21 protein-coding genes are annotated in these 22539 nt (G+C 71.1%); 9 read left to right on the top strand and 12 right to left on the bottom strand.

Annotation, left to right across the window (positions count from 1 at the left end; translation table 11 throughout):
* Entirely contained in the window at nt 1-1044 is a 1044-nt protein-coding gene (locus tag IEZ11_RS35450; RefSeq protein ID WP_189267083.1) for an NAD(P)-dependent alcohol dehydrogenase, read from the bottom strand.
* Nucleotides 1045-1218: 174 nt separating this feature from the next.
* Between IEZ11_RS35450 and IEZ11_RS35445 the strand changes: the two genes are divergently transcribed.
* Nucleotides 1219-2142, top strand: a complete 924-nt coding sequence (locus IEZ11_RS35445) for a helix-turn-helix domain-containing protein (protein ID WP_189267082.1) — start codon at nt 1219-1221, stop codon at nt 2140-2142.
* An 81-nt stretch (nt 2143-2223) separates the two neighbouring features.
* On the opposite strand, the gene IEZ11_RS35440 is transcribed toward IEZ11_RS35445, so the two are convergent.
* The 5 genes from IEZ11_RS35440 to IEZ11_RS35420 form a co-directional block, all read right to left on the bottom strand.
* Nucleotides 2224-5529 (bottom strand): S8 family peptidase, encoded by a 3306-nt coding sequence (locus IEZ11_RS35440; RefSeq protein WP_229713553.1) that lies wholly within the window; start codon nt 5527-5529, stop codon nt 2224-2226.
* Nucleotides 5530-5759: 230 nt separating this feature from the next.
* Nucleotides 5760-6443 (bottom strand): ABC transporter ATP-binding protein, encoded by a 684-nt coding sequence (locus IEZ11_RS35435; RefSeq protein WP_189267081.1) that lies wholly within the window; start codon nt 6441-6443, stop codon nt 5760-5762.
* 148 nt (nt 6444-6591) lie between these two features.
* Nucleotides 6592-8082 carry an ABC transporter permease gene (locus IEZ11_RS35430; protein ID WP_189267080.1) on the bottom strand — a complete coding sequence of 497 codons (1491 nt, stop codon included), beginning with the start codon at nt 8080-8082 and terminating at the stop codon, nt 6592-6594.
* A 173-nt stretch (nt 8083-8255) separates the two neighbouring features.
* Entirely contained in the window at nt 8256-9500 is a 1245-nt protein-coding gene (locus tag IEZ11_RS35425; RefSeq protein ID WP_189267079.1) for a L,D-transpeptidase, read from the bottom strand.
* A 223-nt stretch (nt 9501-9723) separates the two neighbouring features.
* Nucleotides 9724-10065 carry a hypothetical protein gene (locus IEZ11_RS35420; RefSeq protein ID WP_189267078.1) on the bottom strand — a complete coding sequence of 114 codons (342 nt, stop codon included), beginning with the start codon at nt 10063-10065 and terminating at the stop codon, nt 9724-9726.
* Between the two features lie 109 nt (nt 10066-10174).
* On the opposite strand from IEZ11_RS35420, the gene IEZ11_RS35415 reads away from it, so the two are divergent.
* Nucleotides 10175-10492 carry a hypothetical protein gene (locus IEZ11_RS35415; RefSeq protein WP_189267077.1) on the top strand — a complete coding sequence of 106 codons (318 nt, stop codon included), beginning with the start codon at nt 10175-10177 and terminating at the stop codon, nt 10490-10492.
* Between the two features lie 41 nt (nt 10493-10533).
* The gene (locus IEZ11_RS35410; protein WP_229713552.1) at nt 10534-11316 is read left to right on the top strand and encodes a hypothetical protein; all 783 of its coding nucleotides are present in this window, start codon (nt 10534-10536) and stop codon (nt 11314-11316) included.
* Nucleotides 11317-11429: 113 nt separating this feature from the next.
* Here IEZ11_RS35410 and hutH read toward each other — a convergent pair whose 3' ends face one another.
* From hutH to IEZ11_RS35395, 3 genes are all read right to left on the bottom strand, one after another.
* Entirely contained in the window at nt 11430-12968 is a 1539-nt protein-coding gene (gene hutH / locus IEZ11_RS35405) for a histidine ammonia-lyase (protein ID WP_189267242.1), read from the bottom strand.
* Between the two features lie 99 nt (nt 12969-13067).
* Nucleotides 13068-14213 carry a GGDEF domain-containing protein gene (locus IEZ11_RS35400; protein WP_189267076.1) on the bottom strand — a complete coding sequence of 382 codons (1146 nt, stop codon included), beginning with the start codon at nt 14211-14213 and terminating at the stop codon, nt 13068-13070.
* Nucleotides 14214-14517: 304 nt separating this feature from the next.
* Complete coding sequence (locus IEZ11_RS35395) at nt 14518-15312, bottom strand: enoyl-CoA hydratase/isomerase family protein (RefSeq protein ID WP_189267075.1); 795 nt, start codon at nt 15310-15312, stop codon at nt 14518-14520.
* 229 nt (nt 15313-15541) lie between these two features.
* Here IEZ11_RS35395 and IEZ11_RS35390 point away from each other — a divergent pair, with 229 nt between their 5' ends.
* Nucleotides 15542-16111 (top strand): hypothetical protein, encoded by a 570-nt coding sequence (locus tag IEZ11_RS35390; protein ID WP_229713551.1) that lies wholly within the window; start codon nt 15542-15544, stop codon nt 16109-16111.
* Here IEZ11_RS35390 and IEZ11_RS35385 read toward each other — a convergent pair.
* Both IEZ11_RS35385 and IEZ11_RS35380 read right to left on the bottom strand, forming a co-directional pair.
* On the bottom strand, nt 16086-17192 hold the full coding sequence (locus IEZ11_RS35385) for an adenylate/guanylate cyclase domain-containing protein (protein WP_189267074.1): 1107 nt from the start codon (nt 17190-17192) through the stop codon (nt 16086-16088). The genes IEZ11_RS35390 and IEZ11_RS35385 overlap by 26 nt on opposite strands.
* A gap of 192 nt (nt 17193-17384) precedes the next feature.
* Nucleotides 17385-18260, bottom strand: a complete 876-nt coding sequence (locus IEZ11_RS35380) for a biotin--[acetyl-CoA-carboxylase] ligase (RefSeq protein ID WP_189267073.1) — start codon at nt 18258-18260, stop codon at nt 17385-17387.
* A gap of 110 nt (nt 18261-18370) precedes the next feature.
* On the opposite strand from IEZ11_RS35380, the gene IEZ11_RS35375 reads away from it, so the two are divergent.
* From IEZ11_RS35375 to IEZ11_RS35365, 4 genes are all read left to right on the top strand, one after another.
* On the top strand, nt 18371-19966 hold the full coding sequence (locus IEZ11_RS35375; protein ID WP_189267072.1) for an acyl-CoA carboxylase subunit beta: 1596 nt from the start codon (nt 18371-18373) through the stop codon (nt 19964-19966).
* A gap of 9 nt (nt 19967-19975) precedes the next feature.
* Nucleotides 19976-20188 carry an acyl-CoA carboxylase epsilon subunit gene (locus IEZ11_RS35370; RefSeq protein ID WP_189267071.1) on the top strand — a complete coding sequence of 71 codons (213 nt, stop codon included), beginning with the start codon at nt 19976-19978 and terminating at the stop codon, nt 20186-20188.
* 135 nt (nt 20189-20323) lie between these two features.
* A complete protein-coding gene (gene mmpB / locus IEZ11_RS52075) occupies nt 20324-20452 on the top strand; it encodes a morphogenic membrane protein MmpB (protein WP_268239945.1) in 129 nt (42 codons plus the stop codon).
* A 95-nt stretch (nt 20453-20547) separates the two neighbouring features.
* Entirely contained in the window at nt 20548-21150 is a 603-nt protein-coding gene (locus IEZ11_RS35365; RefSeq protein ID WP_189267070.1) for a Maf family protein, read from the top strand.
* Here IEZ11_RS35365 and IEZ11_RS35360 read toward each other — a convergent pair.
* Complete coding sequence (locus IEZ11_RS35360) at nt 21122-21676, bottom strand: hypothetical protein (protein WP_189267069.1); 555 nt, start codon at nt 21674-21676, stop codon at nt 21122-21124. The genes IEZ11_RS35365 and IEZ11_RS35360 overlap by 29 nt on opposite strands.
* Nucleotides 21677-22051: 375 nt before the next feature.
* Here IEZ11_RS35360 and IEZ11_RS35355 point away from each other — a divergent pair.
* Nucleotides 22052-22539, top strand: a 488-nt coding sequence (locus tag IEZ11_RS35355) for a biotin carboxylase N-terminal domain-containing protein (RefSeq protein WP_308426560.1), incomplete at its 3' end; no start/stop codon positions are given.

Below are 22539 nucleotides of genomic sequence, written 5' to 3'. Positions count from 1 at the left end.
TCAGATGGTCGCCGTGTCGATCACGAAGCGGTAGCGGACGTCGCTGTCGACGACCCGGTCGTACGCCTCGTTGATCCGGTCGGCGCTGATGAGCTCGATCTCGGCGCCCAGCTGGTGCTCGGCGCAGAAGTCGAGCATCTCCTGGGTCTCCGGGATACCGCCGATGCCGGAGCTGCTCAGGACGCGGCGGTTGCCGAAGACGGAGGAGAGCAGGATGTGCACCGGCTCCTCCGGGATGCCCACGTTCACCATGGCGCCGTCGGTCCTCAGGAGCGACAGGTAGGCGTCGAAGTCGAGCGGGGCGGACACCGTGTTGAGGATGATGTCGAAGGTGCCCCTGAGCTCCTCGAAGGTCTTCGGGTCGCTGGTCGCGCGGTAGTGCGTGGCGCCCAGCTTCAGGCCGTCGTCCTTCTTGCGGAGGGACTGGGAGAGGACGGTGACCTCCGCGCCCAGGGCGGCGGCGATCTTCACGCCCATGTGGCCCAGGCCGCCGAGGCCGACGACCGCGACCTTCTTGCCGGGACCGGCGTTCCAGTGCCTGAGCGGGGAGTACGTGGTGATGCCGGCGCACAGGAGGGGGGCCGCCACGTCGAGGGAGAGACCGTCCGGGATGCGGACGACGTAGTTCTCGTCGACGACGACCTTCTGCGCGTAGCCGCCGTAGGTGGGCTGCCCGTCCTTGCCGACCGCGTTGTACGTCCAGGTCGGGCCGCCGCCGGTGCAGTACTGCTCGAGACCGGCCTTGCAGTTGTCGCACTCACGGCAGGAGTCGACCATGCAGCCGACGCCCACCCGGTCCCCCACCGCGTACTTCGTGACACCCGGGCCGACCTCGGAGACGACGCCCGCGATCTCGTGACCGGGCACCATCGGGAAGATCGCCGTACCCCAGCCCTCGCGGGCCTGGTGGATGTCGGAGTGACAGATACCGGCGAACTCGATGTCGATGAGGACGTCGAACTCGCCGACCGCGCGCCGCTCGATCGTGGTCCGCTCCAGCGGGGCCTTCGCGGCAGGCGCGGCGTAAGCAGCAACAGTGGTCATGAGGGGGGTTCTCCTAGAGGTGTCTTCGCACCCGGTCGCCTTCTTCCGTCCCGGGCACGTTTCCAGGCTCCTCCACGCTACGTCCGTCACCCAGCCCCCGCCTCTGCGTACGTCTGCCGTGCCTACCACCGGCGGGGTCAGGTTCCTGTGCGTACGACCGTGAATACTGGATGTATGGAAGACCAGTCCCTGCCCGCCGCCGCCTCCGCCGCCGCCTCCGCCGCCGCCTCCCCGTCCCTGGACCGGCGCGCCGAGCTCAGCGAGTTCCTGCGCTCCCGGCGGGCCCGGCTGCGCCCCTCCGACGTGGGGCTGCCGGACTTCGGCCGGCACCGCAGGGTGCCGGGGCTGCGACGCGAGGAGCTGGCTCAGCTGGCCGGGGTGTCGGTGGCGTACTACACGCGCCTGGAGCAGGGCAACGGGCGGAACGTGTCGGCGGAGGTGCTGGACTCGATCGCCCGTGCGCTGCGGCTGAGCGACGCCGAGCACGCGCATCTGACGCATCTCGCCAAGGGCAAGCAGCACAAGAAGAAGGTGTCGGCGCGGCCGCAGCAGGTGCGCCCGGCGCTGGGGCAGCTGCTGGAGGCGATGGAGGGAGTGCCGGCGTACATCGGGGGCCGCCGCTCGGACATCCTGGCGTGGAACGGGATGGCGGCCGCGGTCTTCGGTGACTGGTCGGAGCTGCCGGTCACGGAGCGCAACTGGGCGCGGCTGGTGTTCCTGCGGCCCGAGTACCGCGATCTCTTCGTCGAGTGGGAGCAGAAGGCGATCGACATCGTCTGTCTGCTGCGGATGGACGCGGGCTGCTATCCCGACGACACCCGGCTGTCCGCGCTGGTGGGCGAGCTCTCGGTGAAGAGCGAGGAGTTCCGCCGGCTGTGGGCGACGCACGACGTCAAGGAGAAGAGCCACGGGGTGAAGCGGCTGCACCACCCCCTGGTGGGCGAGCTGTCCCTCAGCTACGAGTCGTTCCGGATGCCGGACGACCTGGACCAGTCCCTGGTCACCTACCACGCGGAACCGGGCTCCGAGTCGGCCCAGGCGCTGCGCCTGCTGGCCAGCTGGGGCACGGACGCGACCCGGGTCGCTTCCACCGCCTGAGCCCGGTCATGGAGAACGGCCCGCCGGAAGCCGCGCTTCCGACGGGCCGCTCGCTGTGGTTCTACTCGGCGACCGACGCGCTCACTTGGCGTAGTACGCGTTGTAGATGGAGATCGTCGACTTGTTGCCCTTCTTGTCGGCGATCTTGGCGTGGAACGAGATGGCCTTGCCCTTGGCCGGGTTCCTGACGGTGATCCTGCCGTGGCTGACCGTCAGCTTCTTCCAGGTCTGGCCGTAGTCGTACGACACGTAGACCACGAGGGACTTCAGGTTGCCGCCCGCGGCCGCGCCCTCGACGGTGACCGGGAAGGTGACCTTCCTGCCCGCCTCGACGCGGCTGTCCAGGCCGGTCTGGGCACCGAAGTGGACGGTGGAGGCCGGCAGCTTGGCCAGTGTGGTGCCGCTGCCCGGCTTCTTCGAGTGGAAGGTCCAGCTCGCGTCGATCCGGGTGGAGGCGGCGGCGACCTTGACCGAGCGGATGACCGAGGTGGTCAGCCTGTACTCGGCGTTCGCGGACGGCACCGTGAACACGCCGTCGCCGAACAGCGGGTCCTTGTTGGAGCCCACCTTGGTGCCGTTGCGGTACAGGACGGTGTTCACCGACAGGAAGTCGGAGGACCCGGCGTGCTTGCCGCTGTCCGAGAACAGCGGGACCACGCCGAAGATCTCGTTGCCGTTGCGGAACAGACCGTAGTCGCTGCTCAGGTGCGGGCCGAAGACCGCCGTGTTGAAGGTGTTCCGGTAGGTCCGGCCCGCCGTGTACGTCTTCGGGTCGCCCAGCGTGTAGTAGGCGTCGGCGATCGGCAGCCCCTGGGCGTCGTGGCCGGAGAACTGTATGGCGTCGAAGGCCCACTGGGCGTGGTCCACGGTGGAGACGTGGAAGGTGCGGGTGGCGGGCAGCTTCTGCTCCACCGCGTCGCCCATCAGGAAGTCCTCGCCGACCACGCCCCAGGGTGCGATGGCGCCGGTCTTGTGGGACGCGGAGGCTCCGAAGGCGTTCTTCACCGTGGCGAGCTCACCGGTCCTGAAGTGCCGGACCTTGTCGCCCTGGACCTTCTTGACCTGGGCGCTGGTGGCGACGTCGTACTCCTCGTCGGCGCCCTTGGTGAACTGGCCGCTCCAGGTCTGGGTCAGACCGCTGACCTCGCCGCCCAGCGGTGCGATCCGGATCTTGTCGAAGGAGTCGAAGCCGACCCCGAACCCGATGCCGGCCGGGTCGTACATGTAGTCGACGGTCGCCGAGTGCGGGGTGGCCTGGGCGTCCGGCACGGTGATGTCGGCGGCCTTGGTGGTGCGGGCGTCGACGGTGAGCGTGATGTCCTTGGTGACGCTCAGCTTGGGGTTGACCAGCCAGTCGAGACCGCCGTCGAAGGTGGTGAAGTCCTTCGCGATCCAGGCGTCGAGCAGGTACGTGCCCTTCGGCACCCGGATCGTGGCGGTCCCGGAGTTGTCGGCCGGCACGACGTAGTCACGGCCGTTGCCGAGGCCCGAGTAGCCGGCCAGGTCGGTGCTGTAGACGCCGGTCGGGTTGCCGTCGCGCCCGATGTGCTTGACGGTGACGCTGTACGACTGCACCTCACGCTGGACCGCGGCCGCCGTGCGGACGCTCTGCCCGCCTCCGGTCGCCGTCACGTACGCCGAGTAGGCGCCGTCGAGGGTGCCGCCCAGCCTGGTGTCGACGGTGAGGCCGACGGAGGCCGTACCGCCCGCCGGGACGGTCACCGTGGTCGCGCCGAGCTTGAAGAAGCCGGCCGGGGCCGCCGCGCCCTTGGGGTCGGTGGCGGACGACTTCAGTGCGAGCGTCACGTCGGACGTGCCGAGGTTGCGGTAGGTCAGCTGCTTGGTGACCGGGGTGTCGTCGGTGTGCGGCCACTGCTGGACACCGAAGTTCACCGACACCGGGTCGGAGACCACCGTCTGCTTGATGGCCTTGTCGACCGCGATCCGGCCCGAACCCTGCTCGAACGGCGTGTACGTGCCGCCCTTCGCGGAGCCGGTCAGGGCCGCCTTCAGCTCCTGGAAGCCCCAGTCGGGGTGCTCCTGCTTGAGGATGGCGGCGGCGCCCGCGACATGCGGGGTCGCCATCGACGTGCCGGAGATGGTCAGGTAGCCGGGCGGGTTCTCGCCGACCTCCTGGTCGATGACGCTGCCCTTGGCGGCGGCCGCGGTGATGTCGACGCCGGGGGCGGTGACGTCCGGCTTGATGGAACCGTCGGCGGCGGGGCCGGTGGAGGAGAAGTCGGCCAGCTTGTCGTTGCCGTCGACGGCGCCGACGGTGAGCGCGTCGGCCGCGCTGCCCGGCGAACCGATCGACTCGGGGCCCTCGTTGCCCGCGGCGATCGCGAACAGGATGCCCTTCTCGGCGGAGAGCTTGTTGACCTCGGCTTCGAGCGGGTCGATCTCCGGGGTGTCGTAGCCGCCGAGGCTGAGGTTGACGACGGAGGCGCCCTCGGCCGCCGCCCACTCCATGCCGGCGAGGATGCCGGAGTCGTCACCGGAGCCGGTGTCGTCCAGGACCTTGCCGTTGAGGATCTTCGCGCCGGGCGCGACACCCGTGTACTTGCCGTGCGACTTGGCGCCGGTGCCCGCCGCGATGGACGCGACGTGCGTGCCGTGGCCGAAGTGGTCGGTGGCGTCGGCGGCCCCGCTGAAGTTCTTGGACTCGATCACCTGGTCCTTGAGGTCCGGGTGGGTCGTGTCGACGCCGGTGTCGAGGACCGCGATCTTGACGCCCTTGCCGTTGTAGCCGGCCTTCCAGGCCGTGGGCGCGCCGATCTGCGGCACGGACTTGTCCAGGCTGACCTTGCGGACGCCGTCCAGCCAGACGTGCGCGATGCCGGCGGCGGCCCTGTCCCCGTCGGTGACCGCGTCCCACAGCTCCGGCGTGTCCTTGACCGGGGTCTGCACGGCGTCGGCGTTGAGCGTCCTCAGGCTGTGCCGCAGGGTGCCCGCGTCCCGCACGTCGGCCTTGGCGGCCGTGGCGGCGCCCTTGTAGCCGACGATGACCTTCAGGCCGTTGCGCTGCGCCCTGCGGGTCGCGGCCTTGTTCAACTCGGTGACGTCGAAAAGCCGTTGGTCCAGCTTGCCGGAGGCCACCAGCTGGACGGCGTCACCCGGGACGACAAGGGTGTGCCCGCCCGCCTTGCTGATGCGGAAGGGTATGTGCCGGCGCCCCTCGGCCCGCTCCAGGCCGACGACGCGGCCCTTGGCGTCCAGGGCGACCCGGTCACCGGTGATCAGGGTGACGTGGTGCTTGGCGGTGAGCGAAGAGGCAGCGGCGGCCGTGGCGGCGCGCTGTTCCGGCTTCGCGGACGCCGGGCTGGTCATGCCCGCGGCGAGCGCGACGGCTGCCGCCGTGGCCACCGTGGCCGCGGCGGCTCTTTTCACTTGTCTGCGCAAGACTCCCCCAGGAGACGGTGTGCCGGGCGAATTCCCCGTTCACCCGGCCGGGGGCAGTCTCGTACGCACATACGTCAACCCCCCGGAATACGGAGTATGCCGGGGGGTGATCAGCGGGCTCAATAGATGAGAGGCCGGTAAGAAGAGCGCGGGACAACTGTTACGCGCCGGGGCGAACACCGTTACACAACCGCGTGGTTGTACGCGGCGCGCCGGTGTTACGCGCCGGCGTTCTCCTTGACGGTGATCTTGCCCTTGCGGATGGTCGCGAGGCGCGGGGCCTTCTTCGCGATCGCGGAGTCGTGGGTGACCATGATGAAGGTCAGCCCGTGCTCCTTCCACATGCGCTCCAGCACCTCCATGATCTCGTCGCGCATGCCCTCGTCGAGGTTGCCGGTGGGCTCGTCGGCGAGCAGCACCTTGGGGTGCTTCACCAGGGCCCGGGCGATGGCGACACGCTGCTGCTGGCCGCCGGAGAGTTCGGAGGGCAGGTGGCCGAGGCGCTCACCGAGACCGACCGAGGTCAGCGCCTCGGCGGCGCGCTCGCGCCGCTCCTTGGTCTTGACGCCGAGCGGGACGAGCGCGGTCTCGACGTTCTCCTGGGCGGTGAGCGTCGGGATGAGGTTGAAGGACTGGAAGACGAAGCCGATGCTTTCGCTGCGGACCGACGTGAGCTTCGTTTCGGAGAGCTTGGCCAGGTCGGTCCCGTCCAGGACGACTTCGCCGGAGGTCGGGCGGTCGAGTCCTCCCAGCATCTGCAGAAGGGTGGACTTGCCGCCGCCCGTGGGGCCCTGGATGACCAGACGGTCGCCGTCGGCGATGGTCAGATCGATGCCGTCGAGGGCTCGAATCGTGTCCTTGCCGCGTGTGTAGAGCTTGGTGACGTTTCTGAGTTCGTACATGGTGGCTCCTGGAGGGTTTTCGGGGTGGGGCGGTGCGTTGTCGGCCGCGGGCGGGTGGGGGCTGGTCGCGCAGTTCCCCGCGCCCCTTACGGGGCACGATGTCCGCGGGCAGGCGTGCCGCAGGGCCCCCAGCCTCGACGGACGTCGGCTACTCGACGCGCCTGAGCGCGTCCGCCGGCCGCAGCCTGGACGCGCGCCAGCCGCCGAACGCGCCCGCGATCAGGCCGCCGGCCACCGCCAGGCCCACCGCCAGCGCGATGGTCGTCACGCTGACCGGGGCCGTGAGGGCGACCTCCAGGGTCTTCGCGGTCTGCCGGCCGGGACCGCCGCCGAAGCCGCCGCCGCCACCGCCGAAGCCGCCAGCACCGGTGCCACCGCCGCCACCGCCGCCGCCACCGCCGAGGGAGGCGTCCAGGGTGGGGCTGATCGCGGTGACCACGTACGCGCCGGCCAGACCGAGCCCGATCCCGAGCGCGCCGCCGACCAGGCCGTTGACCATGGCCTCGCCGATGACCTGCCGGGTGACCCGGCCGGACTTCCAGCCCAGCGCCTTCAGCGTGCCGAACTCGCGGACGCGGCGGGAGACCGCCGAGGAGGTGAGCAGACCGGCGACCAGGAACGCGGCCACGAGCACCGCGATGGACAGCCACTTGCCGACGTTGGTGGCGAGCGAGGACGCCGTGGACAGCGAGCCGGAGACGGTGCTCGCGAGGTCCGCGGAGGTGGTCACCGTCGTACCCGAGACGTTGCCCTGGATGGTCTTCTTGACGGCCGAGATCTGCTTGGAGTCGGTCGCCTTGACGTAGATCGTGGTGACCTTGTTCTTCTCGTCGGCCAGCGTCTGCGCCTGCTTGAGCGGCATGTACAGGTTGGCGGCCGCGTCACCGCTGTCGGCCGTCGCGATACCGATGATCGTGAACTTGACCTTGTTGATGGTGACGGTCGAACCGACCTTGTACTTCTTCTCCTTGGCGAACGCCGAGTCGGCGACCAGCACCTTGGCGTTCGTCTCGGTGGTCTTGAAGGTACGGCCGCTGGTGATCTTCGACGAGGTCAGCGGGCCGACCTCGGTCTGGGTGACGTCGGTGCCGTAGACCGTGTACGAGTTGACGTCGAAGTTGGCGCCACCGCCCTGGACCTCGCCCTGCGGCGCTCCGGTGCCGCCACCGCCGCCACGGTTGCCGCCGGTGCCGGTGCCCCCGGAACCCTGGTTCTGCTTGAACTGACCCCGGGTGAACTGGCCGCTGATCTTGACCACGTTGAGGTTCAGCCCGCCGACCGCGGTCGCGACGCCCTTCTGGGCGCCGACCTTGGTGACGGTCGTGGAGGCGAGGGTGCTGAAGCCCTGCACCATGACACGGTCACTGCTCTGCGTGCTCGACGAGCCGTTGTTCTGCGCGTCGAAGTTGAAGCGCGGCCGCTGCGAGGCGCTCGTGGTCGCCGACGCGGCCTTGGTGACCGTCATGTCCGTACCCAGGCCGTACAGCGACTGGAGGACCTTGTCCTGTGCCTTCCCCATGCCGTTGGACACGGAGTTGACCACGATGACCAGTGCGATGCCCAGCGCGAGGCCGGAGGCGACGACGAGAGCCGCCTTTCTGCGGCGGCGCAGTTCGCGCCTCAGGTAGGTGAAGAACATGACCGCAAGGTAGGGACGCACCGTGATGGCTCGATAAGGCGTAAATAAGAGATGCATGAGAAGGCTGTCCGGAGGCCAGGAATCGCCCCGCACCGGGCTGTCAGCACCGGCCGGACACGCGGAAGGCGGCCGCCCCCGGGGGGCGGCCGCCTTCCGTGCGGTGTGCGGGTGGCTCAGACGGCCGAACCGGCCTTCCACTGGGTCCAGTTCATGTTCCAGCCGTTGAGGCCGTTGTCGGGGGCCACGGTCTTGTCGCCGGTGTTGGAGACGACCACGACGTCACCGATGATGGAGTGCGTGTACATCCAGTAGGCGGGTGTGGTGGTGTCGTTCGCGCCCTTGGTGTCGGACAGGCCCACGCAGCCGTGGCTGGTGTTCACGGAGCCGAAGACGGACTTGGCGCCCCAGTAGTTGCCGTGCAGGAAGGTGCCGGAGCTGGTGAGGCGGATGGCGTGCGGCACGTCCTTGATGTCGTACTCGGCCTTGCCGTCGTTGTCGGTGAAGCCGACGGTCGTGCCGTTCATCCGCGTCTGCTTGTACTTCTCCGACATCACCATGATGCCTTCGTACGTGGTGTGCTCCGGCGAACCGGCCGAGATCGGGATGGTCTTGACGGTCTTGCCGTCCTCGGTGACCTTCATCTCCTTGGTCTTGGCGTCCACGTAGGAGATCTGGTTGCGGCCGATGTGGAAGGTGACCGTCTTCTGCTGGACGCCGTAGACACCGGAGGCGCCCTGCACACCGTCGAGCGCGAGCTTCAGCGTGACGGTGGAGTTCTCCTTCCAGTAGTCCTCGGGACGGCAGTCCATGCGCTGGGTGGAGAACCAGTGGCAGGCGACCTCCTGGCCGCTGCTGGAGGTGACCGTGACGCCCTTCTGGACGGCGGCCTTGTCGGTGATCTGCTTGTCGAAGTTGATCGACACGGGCATGCCGACACCGACGGTCGAGCCGTCCTCGGGGGTGAAGGTGCCTATGAAGCTGTTGGCCGGGGAGACCGTGGTGAAGGAGGCGTTCTCGTGCGCGACCAGACCGGCGGAGTCCTTGGCCTCGGCGGCGACCTTGTAGGTGGTGGACCGCTCCAGCTGGGCGTTCGGCTTCCAGCTCGTCTTGTCGGCGGACAGGGTGCCGGCGACCGCCGTACCGGTCGCGGTGGTCATGGTCACGCCGGTGAGCGTGCCCTTGCTGACCGTGACGGCGGCGGAGTTGTTGATGGACGCGCCGTCCGAGCCGTCCTTCGGCGTGATCGTGATGTCGGCCTTGGACGACTTCTTGGCAGCGGCCTCGTCCGCCTGGGACTGCGAGCTGCTGGTGCCGCCGGACGCCTTGTCGTCGCTGCCGGAACACGCCGTGAGCACCATTACACCGCCGAGCAGTGCGGACGCGGCCATCAGGCCCTTGCGCCGCTTACTGTCCGTCATCACACGCTTCTCCATCGTTGCCGAGTCCGCGAACACGCCGGGAGTCCCCGTCAGAAAACCTCAACGCTACGGCCGTGTCGTCCCGTTCCACATTCTTCGGATCTGTGGGGCACACCACGTCCGCAGAGGCGGCTGGTGCGGGAGGGGCCGGTCCGTGCGCCCTCTGAGACGACGAAACCCCGGACGGCGGTTGCCGTCCGGGGTCACCGGTTCCCCGGATCGCTCAGCCGATGCCGCCCTCTTCGTCGTCCTCGCCATCATCTTCGTCGAGATCCCAGTCCGGCGAATCCGGATCATAGGAAATCCGCTCGCTGGACCAGGAGGCCTGCTGGAGCTCCACCCCGGGCACCTCGCTGACCAGGTCGAACGGATCCACGAGATAGGCGAGGGCCTCGGCGGTGTCTTCCGTCACAGCGGTCTCGGCCTGCGTCCGCTCGTCGTCCGGCAGGTCGGGGTCCCCGGCGATCCGGCGCAGCGCGGCCTTGGTGACCTCGCCGGCGTCCTCGACCTCAAGGACCAGCTCCACCCGAAGCCGCACAAAACGTGATGTCTCTGGAGTGCTCATGGCGGGAGCGTACGACCGAAACCTCCCGTGACTTTCCCGTGACCCGCGACTTTCACTAATATCGCTCCACACGGCCAATTCGCCAGCGTCACAAGGGGATCGATATTCCGTGTCATCCGCTCGCCGCCCGCTGCTGACCGCCACCGCCGCAGGCACGCTCCTGTGCGCGCTGTGGTTCGTCCCGTCCGCCAACGCGTCGCAGGACGCCCCGGCGAGAACCGGCACGTCGCAGGGGGCGGCGTCGCGCGTCACCCAGCAGGCCAGGGCGCTGTCGGAGGCCACGTCCGCGGCGACCGGGGACGCCACCCAACTCGCCGATACCGGAAGCCCGGACACCACGCCGTACGTCATCGGCGGCACCCTTTTCCTCGCCGTCGGCGCGGGCTTCGTGACCTATTCGGTGCGCCGGGAACGGCTGGAGTTTTAAACAACTTGACCGGCTCTTGACCAGAGCCGCACAGTCCTCTCATGAAGAGATCTCCGGGCGTGCGGATCCGCGCCCTCGCCGTCGGCGGCGCGCTGTCCCTCGCCCTCATCACCGGCTGCTCCGGCGGGAGTTCCGAGGACGCCGCGGGCACCGCCCGGGAATCGGCCGCCGTGAAGGCGCTGAGCACCGGGGAGTTGAAGCAGCGGATCCTGGCGCAGGGCGAGGTGACCGGCTACAAGGTCAACCCGATCGGCGAAGCCGCGCCGTCCCGGAGCACCATCAGGTCCAGCGACGAGAAGTGCCGCCCGCTGGTCTACGTCCTCACCGGACTCGCCCCGGCCACCCCGGCGACCGAGATCGGCCGCACGGTACGGGAGGAGAAGAAGGACCCGACCGACGACGCGACCTCGCTCGACGACCTGGCCGACGGCAAGTTCGAGAGCGCGCTCAAGGACTCCCTGAACCTGGACATCACCTCGCTGGACCTGTCGTCGTACGACGGCGACGGCGCCCGGGAAGCCGTGCGGGCCGTCTCGACAGCCCTTGAGAACTGCACGACGGGCTTCACGGGCGGCGCCTCCGGCGACGAGCAGAAGGTCACGAAGGTGACGCCCACGACGGCGTCGGGATCGGGCGACGAGTCCGTCGCCTTCACCGCGACCACCGACATCGACGGCGACAAGGGCCCCCTGCACGCGGAGGTGGTCCGCCACGGCAACACGGTCGCGACGTACTTCACGATGAACATCGGCGCGATGATGACCGGCAAGACGTACACGGTGCCACCGGCAGTGATCAAGGCCCAGTCGAAGAAGCTGGGTTAGCCGCACCCCTGCGAAGGACCGCACGGAAACGGGCCCAGGGGCGCGGGGAACTCCGCACTCTCGGGGGCGCGGGGAACTGCGCGACCAGCCCCCGCGCACCCGCGGCCGAACGACTACCGCAGCGCCCCGGTCACCGTCTCCGCCGCCGCGACCACGCCCCCGCCCCGCACGAACTCCTCCGCGGCGGCCAGATCCGGCGCCAGGAACCGGTCCGGACCGGGCCCCTGCACCCCCGCGGAGCGCACCGCCTCGATCACCGCCCGCGAGGCCGGCGCCGGCGTCAGGCCCTCCCGCAACTCGATGGCCCGGGTGGCCGCGTACAGCTCGACGGCGATGATCCGCGTCAGATTCCCCACGGCCGTCCGCAGCTTGCGCGCGGCCGACCACCCCATCGACACGTGGTCCTCCTGCATCGCCGAGGACGGGATCGAGTCGGCCGACGCCGGAACGGCCAGCCGCTTCAGCTCACTGACCAGCGCCGCCTGCGTGTACTGGGCGATCATCAGCCCCGAGTCGACCCCCGCGTCGTCCGCGAGGAACGGCGGCAGCCCGTGGCTGCGGTTCTTGTCCAGCAGCCGGTCCGTCCGCCGCTCGGCGATGGACCCGAGGTCGGCCACCGCGATCGCGAGGAAGTCGAGGACGTAGGCGACCGGCGCCCCGTGGAAGTTGCCGTTGGACTCGACCCGCCCGTCGGGCAGCACGACGGGGTTGTCGACGGCCGACGCCAGCTCCCGCTCGGCCACCAGCCGGGCGTGCGCGAGGGTGTCCCGGCCCGCCCCGGCGACCTGCGGAGCGCACCGCACCGAGTACGCGTCCTGGACGCGCGGCGCGTCGTCCTGGTGGTGCCCCGTCAGCTGGGAGCCCTGGAGCACGGCGAGCATGTTGGCGGCGCTGTCGCCCTGCCCCGGGTGCGGCCGGATGGCGTGCAGCTCGGGCGCGAGCACCTTGTCGGTCCCGAGCAGCCCCTCAAGGCTCAACGCGGCGGTGACGTCGGCGGACCTGTACAGCATGTCCAGGTCGGCGAGGGCCATCACCAGCATGCCGAGCATGCCGTCGGTGCCGTTGAGGAGGGCGAGCCCCTCCTTCTCGCGCAGCTCCACGGGGGCGATGCCGTGCTCGGCGAGCAGCTCGCCCGCGGGGCGGACGGTCCCGTCGGGGCCCTCGGCGTCGCCCTCGCCCATCAGCGTGAGCGCGCAGTGCGAGAGCGGGGCCAGGTCCCCGGAGCAGCCGAGCGAGCCGTACTCGTGCACGACCGGGGTGATGCCGGCGTTGAGCACGTCGGCCATGGTCTGCGCGACCTCGGGACGCACACCCGTGTGTCCGGAGCAGACGGTCTTCAGCCGCAGGAACATCAGGGCCCGGACGACCTCGCGCTCCACCCGCGGCCCCATGCCGGCGGCGTGCGAGCGGACGATGTTGCGCTGCAGCCGGCCCCGCAGCTCCTGGCTGATGTGCCGGGTCGCCAGGGCGCCGAAGCCGGTGCTGACGCCGTAGACCGGCTCCGGCTTGGCCGCCAGCGCGTCCACGATCTCGCGGGCCGCCGCGAGGGCGGTGACGGCCTCCGCGGAGAGTTCGATCCGGGCGCCGCCGCGCGCCACGGCGAGAACGTCGGACGCGGTGACACCGGACGTCCCCACCACCACAGTGTGCATATCCATATTCAGGAGCGTACGCATTGAATGCGGCTGCTGTCACTACTGGGGCACGGGGTTGCCCCTTACTTGTGCGTCACAGCCCCGACGACTCGCGCGTCACAGCCCCCGGCGCCCGCGGAAGCTGCGCCGCTCGGCCCGCTCCGGCGGCGGCGCGTCGGCCAGCCGTACGACGGGGTCGTCCGGCCCCTCCCGCCCGGCCACCACCGGCCGGTCCGCGCGCAGCGCCTTCGCCCGGTACTGGGCCGCGTCGGCGAGCCTGAACAGCCGTCGGGCCGAGCGCACCGGACCGATCGGGTCCGCGGTCGAGGCGACCCCGCACGCGACCCCCTCCCCGAGCTCCAACTCCGCCGCCCGACGGCAGAGTTCGTCGGCCGCCTCGACCACGTCGTCGGCCGCCGGACCGACCGCGAGCAGACAGAACTCGTCGCCGCCGAGCCGTGCGGCGAGCGCACCCGGGAGCATCGCCCCGCACAGCGACAGCACCGAGCCGAAGCGTTCCAGGAGCCGGTCACCGACGGCGTGCCCACGGGTGTCGTTCACCTTCTTGAGCCCGTTGAGGTCGCAGACGACGAGGCTGACCACCGCCCCGTCCGCGCGGTGCCGCTCGATCGCCTCGTCGAGGCGCGCGTCGACGGCCCGGCGGTTGGCGAGCCCGGTCAGCGCGTCGGTGTACGCGAGCCGGCGGGCCTCCTCCAGCTGCTCGGTCTGCGCGATCCCGGCGGCGACGACGGAGGCGAGGACGGTGGCGAAGTCGGCGTCGGCACGGCCGAACACGGCGACGCGGGCGGCACGGGCCACGTACAGCTCGCCCCAGGCCCTGCCGTGCAGCATGATCGGGGCGACCAGGCAGCAGCCGCGGCCCCGGCGGCGCAGGGCGGCGACGCGCTGGTGCGAGTAGCCGGGGCGGCCGGCGGCGGGACCCTCGGCCGTCTCGACCCAGGCGTTGGGGCCGCCGCCGCCCGCCCAGCGTTCGTGGAGGAACTCGGTGATCTCCGGGAACTGGTGCACCGGATAGGCCTCGGCCTCCGGGAACTCCGCCTCGTCCGCGGCGCGGTCGCCGACGTTCACGAGGACCCGGAGCCGGCCGAGCTCGCGCTCCCAGACGGAGAGCGCGGCGAAGCTGCCGTCCAGCGCGCGGCAGGCGCCGACCGCGGCGGCGCGCCAGCACTCGTGTGGGGTGTGAGCCGCAGCCATGCCCTGGGCCAGCGCGACGACGGCGGCCAGCCGGTTGTCCTCACCCATCACTCCAGGTTAGGGATTATTAGGTGCATTCGGGACATTGGTGCGGCGAACAGGTGTTGCGGGGCGGGCGCATCGTCGCGGGCCGCGGGCCGGCGGGGCTTGCTCGCGCAGTTCCCCGCGCCCCTGACGGGGCGCTTTGCCCGCCGCATCTCCCCCGCCCCCCTCTTCAGCCGCGGGCAGGCGTGCCGCAGGGCGATGGGGGTCCCCCCGCTCGCGCGAAGCCGAGAGTGGGGGAGGGCGGGCGCGGCGGCACCCGGCAAGCGCCGGTAAGCGTCCCCACCCCCCGGCCCCGGCTACCCGCGCCCTACTCCCCCGGCCACTGCGGTGTCCGCTTCTCGTTGAACGCCGCGACCCCCTCCGCACGGTCCCCCGAGAACGCCACCGTCCGCCAGGCCGCGTCCTCCACCTCAAGGCCCGCCCGCAGGTCCAGCCCGTGCCCGAGCCGCAGCGCCCGCTTCGCCGCCCGCAGCCCCACCGGCGAGTTCGCCGCCATCCGGGCCGCCAGCGCCAGCGCCGCCTCCCGGTCCTGTCCCGCCGCCACCAGTTCGTCGACCAGACCCAGTTCACGCGCCTGAGGCGCCGCCACCCGCCGCGCCGAGAAGACCAGCTCGGCCGCCCGGGCGGCGCCCACCCGGCGCGGCAGCAGCTGCGTACCGCCACCGCCGGGGATCACGCCCACCGACACCTCCGGCAGGCCCACCACGGCCGTGTCGTCGGCCACGATCACATCGCAGGACAGGGCCAGTTCGAAGCCCCCGCCCAGCGCGTAGCCGTGCACGGCGGCGATCGTCGGCATCGGCAGCTCCAGCACGCCGGTGTACGCCCCGCGCGACAGCGGCCGCGACCTGAGCAGCTCCGCGTCGGTCATCGCGTTGCGCTCCTTCAGGTCGGCGCCGACGCAGAACGCCCGCTCGTGCGACGAGGTCACCACCACCACACGCGCGTCCCGGTCGTCGCCGAGCGCGGCGCACGCGGCGACGACCGAGCGGGCCATCGCCGTCGACACCGCGTTCATCGCCTTGGGCCGGTCCAGTACGAGCTCCGCGACATGTCCGTGCCGCCGCACCAGCACGAACTCCCCGTACCGCTCCTCGCTCATGGCACCCTCCGCTCGACTCGCCCACGCGTTAACGCCTGTTAACTCCCTGATCATCGCAGCCGGGGCAGGCCGGGGGAAAGAGGCACCGACCGGTCCTGGACAACCTCGTTCGAGTGACATTCAGGGAGACTCCCGGCGCACGCCCCATGGGAGCGCATAACGTGCGCTCGCCGCAGCGCACCCGGGGGCGCGCGCGGCGGGCACCGGGAGCACGTGGGGAGGGAACGCCATGACAGGAACGTCGGCGGCCGGCCGCCGGGGACGACACCGCAAGCCCCGGCCGCGCAAGCCGCTGTTCGCCGCCGGAGGGCTCGCGCTGGCCGCCGGGGTGCTCGGTCTCGTACGGCTGACACCGGACGGGGGCGGTGTCAGTGCGCCCGGCACCGCCGAGGCGGAACCCCACCTCGACCCGACCGCCGACGCCACCGCCCGGCCGGCCAACGCGGCCGCGACCGTCGGCACGCTCCTCAGGGCGACGCCCTCGGCGGCCACCGTGCCGGACGGCGCGGGCACCACCACGGCACCGGCCACGACAGCGCCGGCCGGCGCCGCCGCCCGTACGGCCGCCGTGTCACCGTCCGTCTCGCCCACCGCGCTGCCCGGCGCGGGCGGCACGGTCCCGACCACCATCCCGACGGCCCCGACCCGGCCGACGGGCGCTCCGCCGCCGGCCGCGGACCCGGCACCGGCTCCGACCCCGACGCCCACCGCGGACCAGCCGGGCGACGGCGTCTGCCTGCCGGTGGTCGGACTGTGCGTGAGCCCGCCGGCGGCTACGGCTCCCCGTCCCGGCGGGTGAGCAGCCAGGGCTCCACCACACCCAGGCCACGCACCGGGCGCTGCCACATCGGCTGGAGCGCGAAACGGTACGTGGGGGGCTCCTCGCCCTCCTTCTCGGCGGTCGCCGCCTCCTCCGCGGCGGCCGCCTCCGAGGCCGGCGCCTCGCCCACCCGGATGAGCTCCTCCGCGAACGCGCTGTCCACCAGCACGGCGTCGCGTGGCGCTATCGAGGTGAGGCGGGAGGCGAGGTTCACGGTCGTACCGAAGACATCGCCCATTCGGGTGGTCACCGTGCCGAAGGCCATGCCGACGCGCAGTTCCGGCATCGTCTCGTCGTTCGCCATCGTCTCGACCAGGCGCAGCGCGATGTCGGCGGCGATACCGGCGTCGTCGGCGGCGTACAGGACCTCGTCGCCGAGGGTCTTGATGAGCCGGCCGCCGCGGGCCGCCACCAGGTCGGCGGCGGTGGTCTCGAAGGCCTCGACCAGCTCGCCGAGTTCCTCCTCCTCCATACGCCGGGTCAGCCGGGTGAACCCCACGAGGTCGGCGAAGCCGACGGCGAGGCGGCGGTCGACCATCTCCTCGTCGTCGGTGGCCTGCACGACCCGGCCGGCCGAGGCGGCCAGCTGGCGGCGCCAGACGTAGACGAGGAACTCCTCCAGCTCGGGCAGGAGCAGCTCGACGATCGGGTACGTGACCTCGGTACGGGTCATGCCCGGCTCGGGCGGCTCGGTCAGGCCCTCCAGGAAGGAATCCATCTGCCACTCCGCCAGACGGGCGGTGGTCTGCCCCGTCGACCGCGCCACCTGCACGGCCATGGCCTCGCTGAGCAGCCCCGCCTCGACGAGGCCGGCGAGCCGGCGCAGGGCCAGCACGTCGGCCTCCGTCAGCGCCCTGGCCTGTCCGATGTCGGCGAAGCCCATCGCCCGCCAGAACCGCGACGCCAGCTCCATGGAGACACCGGCGCTGCGGGCCGCCTGGAAGGGGGTGTAGCGACGCTCGGCCCCGAGGATCAGGCCTTCGAGACGCAGCGCGAGGGGGTCCTCGCCGGAGTCGGCGGCGTCCGCGCCCGCGCCGGAGCCCGTGTCGTCGACGGTCACGCCTGCTGCCCTTCCGATCTACCGCGGTCGCATACCGACCGGCCTCAACTCTACGGCAGCTGTGCGGTAGCTCACTTCGTGAGGAAAGCCGACATCGGGGTGGTGAGGGGTCGATTTTCCGGTGCGGACCGGTGGGGGTTGCTCGCGCAGTTCCCCGCGCCCCTTACGGGGCACGTCATAGCCGCACGACCGTCACGCCGGGCGCAGGTGCACGATGTCCCCCGCTCCCACCGGCTCCTGAACGCCCTCCTTCGTGGCGATCACCAGCCGCCCGTCGCCGTCGATCGCCACCGCCTCCCCGGCCAGCGACCGGTCCCCGGGCAGCTCCGCCCGTACCGACCGCCCCAGCGTCGCGCACCCCGCCGCGTAGGCCTCCTGGAGCCCGCTCGCGGCCGGATCGCCGCCTGCCGCGCGCCAGCGCCCGTACCAGTCCTCCAGGGACCGCAGAACCGCCCTCAGCAGGGTCTCCCGGTCCGTGCTCACCGCCCCGGCCAGCGCCAGCGACCCCGCCTGCGGCACCGGCAGCTCCGCCGCCCGGAGCGTGACGTTGATCCCGACGCCGACCACCACGGCGTCCTCGCCGGCCCGCTCCGCGAGGATGCCGCCGGCCTTGCGCTCCTCGCCCGCCACGGTCACCAGAACGTCGTTCGGCCATTTGAGTGCCGTGTCGACGCCCGCCGCCCGTGCCAGCCCCGTCGCCACCGCCACCCCCGTGAGCAGCGGCAGCCAGCCCCAGCGGGCCACCGGCACCTCGGCCGGCTTCAGCAGCACCGAGAAGAACAGGCCCGAGCGCGGCGGCGCCGTCCACTGCCGGTCCAGTCGGCCCCGCCCCGCCGTCTGCTCCTCGGCGACCAGCACCGCACCCTCGTCGGCGCCCCCGGCGACGGCCCGCGCCACGAGGTCGGAATTGGTGGAGCCGGTGCGGTCCACGACCTCGATGTCGGCGTACAGGCCCCCGTGCCCGCCGTCCCGCACCAGGGCCCTGCGCAGCCCCGCCGCGTTCAGCGGTGGACGGTCCAGATCGGACCAACGACTGTTGTTCGCATCTGCTGCATCTCGGGGCGTCATGCAAGCCACCCTAGGTGTGTTGTACGCCGCACTGCCGTTTGGTAGGCACCCCACTACGCTACGGATGAGTAACCGTCCCCCCTTTTGAGCAGGCAGGGAGCCGCATCCCGATGTCCGAGCCGGAAGAGATCGACATTCACACGACCGCGGGGAAACTCGCGGATCTCCAGCGCCGTGTCCACGAAGCGACACACGCCGGTTCGGAGCGCGCGGTCGAGAAGCAGCACGCCAAGGGCAAGCTGACGGCCCGTGAGCGGATCGAGCTGCTCCTCGACGAGGGCTCCTTCATCGAGCTGGACGAGTTCGCCCGGCACCGCTCCGGCAACTTCGGCCTGGAGAAGAACCGCCCCTACGGCGACGGCGTCGTCACCGGGTACGGCACCGTCGACGGCCGTCCCGTCGCCGTCTTCTCCCAGGACTTCACCGTCTTCGGCGGCGCCCTCGGCGAGGTCTACGGCCAGAAGATCGTCAAGGTGATGGACTTCGCCCTGAAGACCGGCTGCCCGGTCATCGGCATCAACGACTCCGGCGGCGCCAGGATCCAGGAGGGCGTCGCCTCGCTCGGCGCCTACGGCGAGATCTTCCGCCGCAACACCCACGCCAGCGGCGTGATCCCGCAGATCTCACTGGTCGTCGGCCCCTGCGCGGGCGGCGCGGTGTACTCCCCGGCCATCACCGACTTCACGGTCATGGTCGACCAGACCTCGCACATGTTCATCACCGGCCCGGACGTCATCAAGACGGTCACCGGCGAGGACGTCGGCTTCGAGGAGCTGGGCGGCGCCCGGACCCACAACTCCGTCTCCGGCGTGGCCCACCACATGGCCGGCGACGAGAAGGACGCCGTCGAGTACGTCAAGCAGCTGCTGTCGTACCTGCCGTCCAACAACCTCTCCGAGCCCCCGGTCTTCCCCGAGGAGGCCGACCTCACGGTCACCGACGAGGACCGCGAGCTGGACACCCTGGTCCCGGACAGCGCCAACCAGCCGTACGACATCCACACGGTGATCGAACACGTCGTCGACGACGGCGAGTTCTTCGAGACGCAGGCCCTGTTCGCCCCCAACATCGTCACCGGCTTCGGCCGGGTGGAGGGCCACCCGGTCGGCATCGTCGCCAACCAGCCCATGCAGTTCGCCGGCTGCCTGGACATCAAGGCGAGCGAGAAGGCCTCCCGCTTCGTCCGCACCTGCGACGCCTTCAACGTCCCGGTCATCACCTTCGTCGACGTCCCCGGCTTCCTGCCCGGCGTCGACCAGGAGCACGACGGCATCATCCGGCGCGGCGCCAAGCTGATCTACGCCTACGCCGAGGCCACCGTCCCGCTCATCACCGTCATCACCCGCAAGGCCTTCGGCGGCGCCTACGACGTCATGGGCTCCAAGCACCTGGGCGCCGACCTCAACCTGGCCTGGCCGACCGCCCAGATCGCCGTCATGGGCGCCCAGGGCGCCGTCAACATCCTGCACCGCCGCACCATCGCCGAGGCGGAGGCGAACGGGGAGGACCTGGAGGCGGTGCGCGCCCGACTGATCCGGGAGTACGAGGACGCCCTCCTCAACCCCTACACGGCGGCCGAACGCGGCTACGTCGACGCCGTCATCATGCCGTCGGACACCCGGCGCCACGTCGTACGCGGCCTGCGCCAGCTGCGCACCAAGCGCGAGACCCTGCCCCCGAAGAAGCACGGCAACATCCCCCTGTAAGGAGCCGCTGTGACGATCAAGGTCATACGGGGCAACCCGACCCCGGAGGAACTGGCCGCCGCACTGGCAGTGGTCAGGGCCCGCGCGGCGGCCCTGGCGGCGGCCGTCCCCGACCAGCCCCCGGGAACGAAGGACGCCTGGTCCGACCCGTCCCGCATCGCCCGCCAACGGCTGCCCCAGCCGAGCCAGAACGCATGGACCCGCACCTACTGGCCGGGCTAGCCTCCGACCCCTCAGGGGCGCGAGGCCGTATCAACTTGCGGCTCCGCCGCGTGAGCGCCTCCAAGAGGAACCCGGGGCACCGATTTGAGTACCCCTACTCAGGCGCCGCCCCCGGCCGAGCCGCACGCTGGTGACATGCTGTGGTCGGACCCCGAAGACGAGCCGCCGAAGGACCTGCAGGACATGCAGAACACCCTCCGGCGGCTCGGCGTCGTCCTGGCCCTGGTCATGGTCGTCCTGATGATCGTGCTCGGCGTGAGGTGACCGGCCCCGGTCGGCCTCGCATGAGCTGAGCGCCCCCCGTCGGCATCGCGTGAGGTGAGCGACCCCCTGTCGGCCCGCCCCGATACGCTGCCCCCATGCGCAGACTCGTCCTCGCCTCCCAGTCCCCCGCCCGGCTGAACCTCCTGCGGCAGGCGGGCCTCGCCCCCGAGGTGATCGTCAGCGGCGTCGACGAGGACGCCGTCACCGCCCCCACCCCGGCCGAACTGGCCCTCGCCCTCGCCGAGGCGAAGGCGTCCGTGGTCGCCGCCCGCCCCGACGTCCAGGGCGCGCTCGTCATCGGCTGCGACTCCGTGCTGGACCTCGACGGCCAGGCCCTCGGCAAGCCGGCGGACGCCGAGGAGGCCACCGCCCGCTGGAAGTCGATGCGCGGCCGGGCCGGCACCCTGCAGACCGGGCACTGCGTCTGGGACACGGCGAGCAAGCGCCGGGTGTCGGCGACCGCGTCCACCGTCGTACGGTTCGGCGAGCCCACCGACGCGGAGATCGCCGCGTACGTCGCCTCGGGCGAACCCCTCTACGTGGCGGGAGCCTTCACCCTGGACGGCCGCAGCGCGCCCTTCATCGAGGGCATCGACGGCGACCACGGCAACGTGATCGGCATCAGCCTGCCCCTGATCCGCCGGCTGCTCAAGGAGCTCGGCGTCGGCATCACGGAGTTGTGGGCGCCGGCGGAGTGAACGGCCCCGCGGGCGGCGTGTCGTTCTTCGCCTCCGGCTCGGGCTCCGCCGGGTCCGGGGCGTTCTCGGAACCGGAGCCGTCCCCGCCCCCGTCCCCGCCGTCGGTCCGCGCCCCGGCGTCACCGGCCCCGTCCGCCACTTGGTCGTACGTCATGAGCAGCAGCAGCACGAGCGCGAGGACGACCACCATGTACACGAACGCGGCCGGACCGATCAGGCCCCACGCGAAGGCACCCAGCAGGGCGTGCACGACCGCGACGCTGATCAGCAGCACCCGGCCGAGGCCGGCGGGCGCGCGGTTGCGGACGGCGACCAGCAGGGCCACCAGGCCGCACAGCGCGAAGTAGAGGCCGAAGACGACGGCGCCGGCCTTCGCGGACATCGACATCCTGTCCGGGTCGAGGCCGGCCAGGGACATGTCCTGACGGTCGACCACCACTCCCATGAACCAGTTGAGTGCCGCGATGCCGAATGCCTCGGCGAAGAGTACGACCGCCACCACCCACGCCACCGGTCTGCGCACCACCGGTCCCCACCCACTTTCGATCACGGCCCGGACCGAGCCGGTGTTACTTGAAGTTCGTTCAAGACATCGCGAACGCTACTAACGGGTAAACCGTGGGACAAGGGTCAGGTCGGCAGCAAAGAAACGTTGGGCCATTCGTAGGGACTCAACAAAGAAACAGAGTGGGGCGCGGCACGCTCTCACAGAGACCTTGACCACATGACGGAGCTAGGGTTTCCCGAAGGAGTCCTGCGTACCGAGGTGCGACAAGGGATTTCCCGGGTCGGGTGAGCCTCGCATCACGCTCCGTGTGGGCAAGCTCACCATTGGGGACGGGTCGAAGTGCCGTGTCGGCAGTCCCTAAACTCGGCTTGTTTCAAGGAGGGAGCCTCAATCGTGCGCAAGGTGCTCATCGCCAACCGTGGCGAAATCGCTGTCCGCGTGGCCCGGGCCTGCCGGGACGCCGGGATCGCGAGCGTGGCCGTCTACGCGGATCCGGACCGGGACGCTCTGCATGTCCGAGCGGCGGATGAGGCGTTCGCCCTGGGCGGTGACACCCCGGCCACCAGTTATCTGGACATCGGCAAGGTCCTCAACGCGGCCCGTGAGGCGGGCGCGGACGCCGTCCACCCGGGCTACGGGTTCCTCTCCGAGAACGCGGAGTTCGCGCAGGCGGTCCTGGACGCGGGTCTGACCTGGATCGGCCCGCCGCCGCAGGCGATCCGCGACCTGGGCGACAAGGTGGCCGCCCGGCACATCGCGCAGCGCGCGGGCGCGCCGCTGGTGGCCGGCACCCCGGACCCGGTCTCCGGGGCGGAGGAGGTCGTGGCGTTCGCCGAGGAGCACGGCCTGCCGATCGCCATCAAGGCGGCCTTCGGCGGCGG

This window comes from Streptomyces fuscichromogenes (assembly GCF_014645815.1).
Classification (GTDB): domain Bacteria; phylum Actinomycetota; class Actinomycetes; order Streptomycetales; family Streptomycetaceae; genus Streptomyces; species Streptomyces fuscichromogenes.
Note: the sequence above shows the minus strand (reverse complement) of the source record. Positions and strands in the feature narration are given on the sequence as shown.

Coding starts and splice junctions, on each gene's coding strand:
- IEZ11_RS35450 (WP_189267083.1), bottom strand. CDS start 1,044: ATGACCACTGTTGCTGCTTACGCCGCGCCTGCCGCGAAGGCCCCGCTG.
- IEZ11_RS35445 (WP_189267082.1), top strand. CDS start 1,219: ATGGAAGACCAGTCCCTGCCCGCCGCCGCCTCCGCCGCCGCCTCCGCC.
- IEZ11_RS35435 (WP_189267081.1), bottom strand. CDS start 6,443: ATGTACGAACTCAGAAACGTCACCAAGCTCTACACACGCGGCAAGGAC.
- IEZ11_RS35430 (WP_189267080.1), bottom strand. CDS start 8,082: ATGTTCTTCACCTACCTGAGGCGCGAACTGCGCCGCCGCAGAAAGGCG.
- IEZ11_RS35425 (WP_189267079.1), bottom strand. CDS start 9,500: ATGACGGACAGTAAGCGGCGCAAGGGCCTGATGGCCGCGTCCGCACTG.
- IEZ11_RS35420 (WP_189267078.1), bottom strand. CDS start 10,065: ATGAGCACTCCAGAGACATCACGTTTTGTGCGGCTTCGGGTGGAGCTG.
- IEZ11_RS35410 (WP_229713552.1), top strand. CDS start 10,534: ATGAAGAGATCTCCGGGCGTGCGGATCCGCGCCCTCGCCGTCGGCGGC.
- hutH (WP_189267242.1), bottom strand. CDS start 12,968: ATGCACACTGTGGTGGTGGGGACGTCCGGTGTCACCGCGTCCGACGTT.
- IEZ11_RS35400 (WP_189267076.1), bottom strand. CDS start 14,213: ATGGGTGAGGACAACCGGCTGGCCGCCGTCGTCGCGCTGGCCCAGGGC.
- IEZ11_RS35395 (WP_189267075.1), bottom strand. CDS start 15,312: ATGAGCGAGGAGCGGTACGGGGAGTTCGTGCTGGTGCGGCGGCACGGA.
- IEZ11_RS35390 (WP_229713551.1), top strand. CDS start 15,542: ATGACAGGAACGTCGGCGGCCGGCCGCCGGGGACGACACCGCAAGCCC.
- IEZ11_RS35380 (WP_189267073.1), bottom strand. CDS start 18,260: ATGACGCCCCGAGATGCAGCAGATGCGAACAACAGTCGTTGGTCCGAT.
- IEZ11_RS35375 (WP_189267072.1), top strand. CDS start 18,371: ATGTCCGAGCCGGAAGAGATCGACATTCACACGACCGCGGGGAAACTC.
- mmpB (WP_268239945.1), top strand. CDS start 20,324: ATGCTGTGGTCGGACCCCGAAGACGAGCCGCCGAAGGACCTGCAGGAC.
- IEZ11_RS35365 (WP_189267070.1), top strand. CDS start 20,548: ATGCGCAGACTCGTCCTCGCCTCCCAGTCCCCCGCCCGGCTGAACCTC.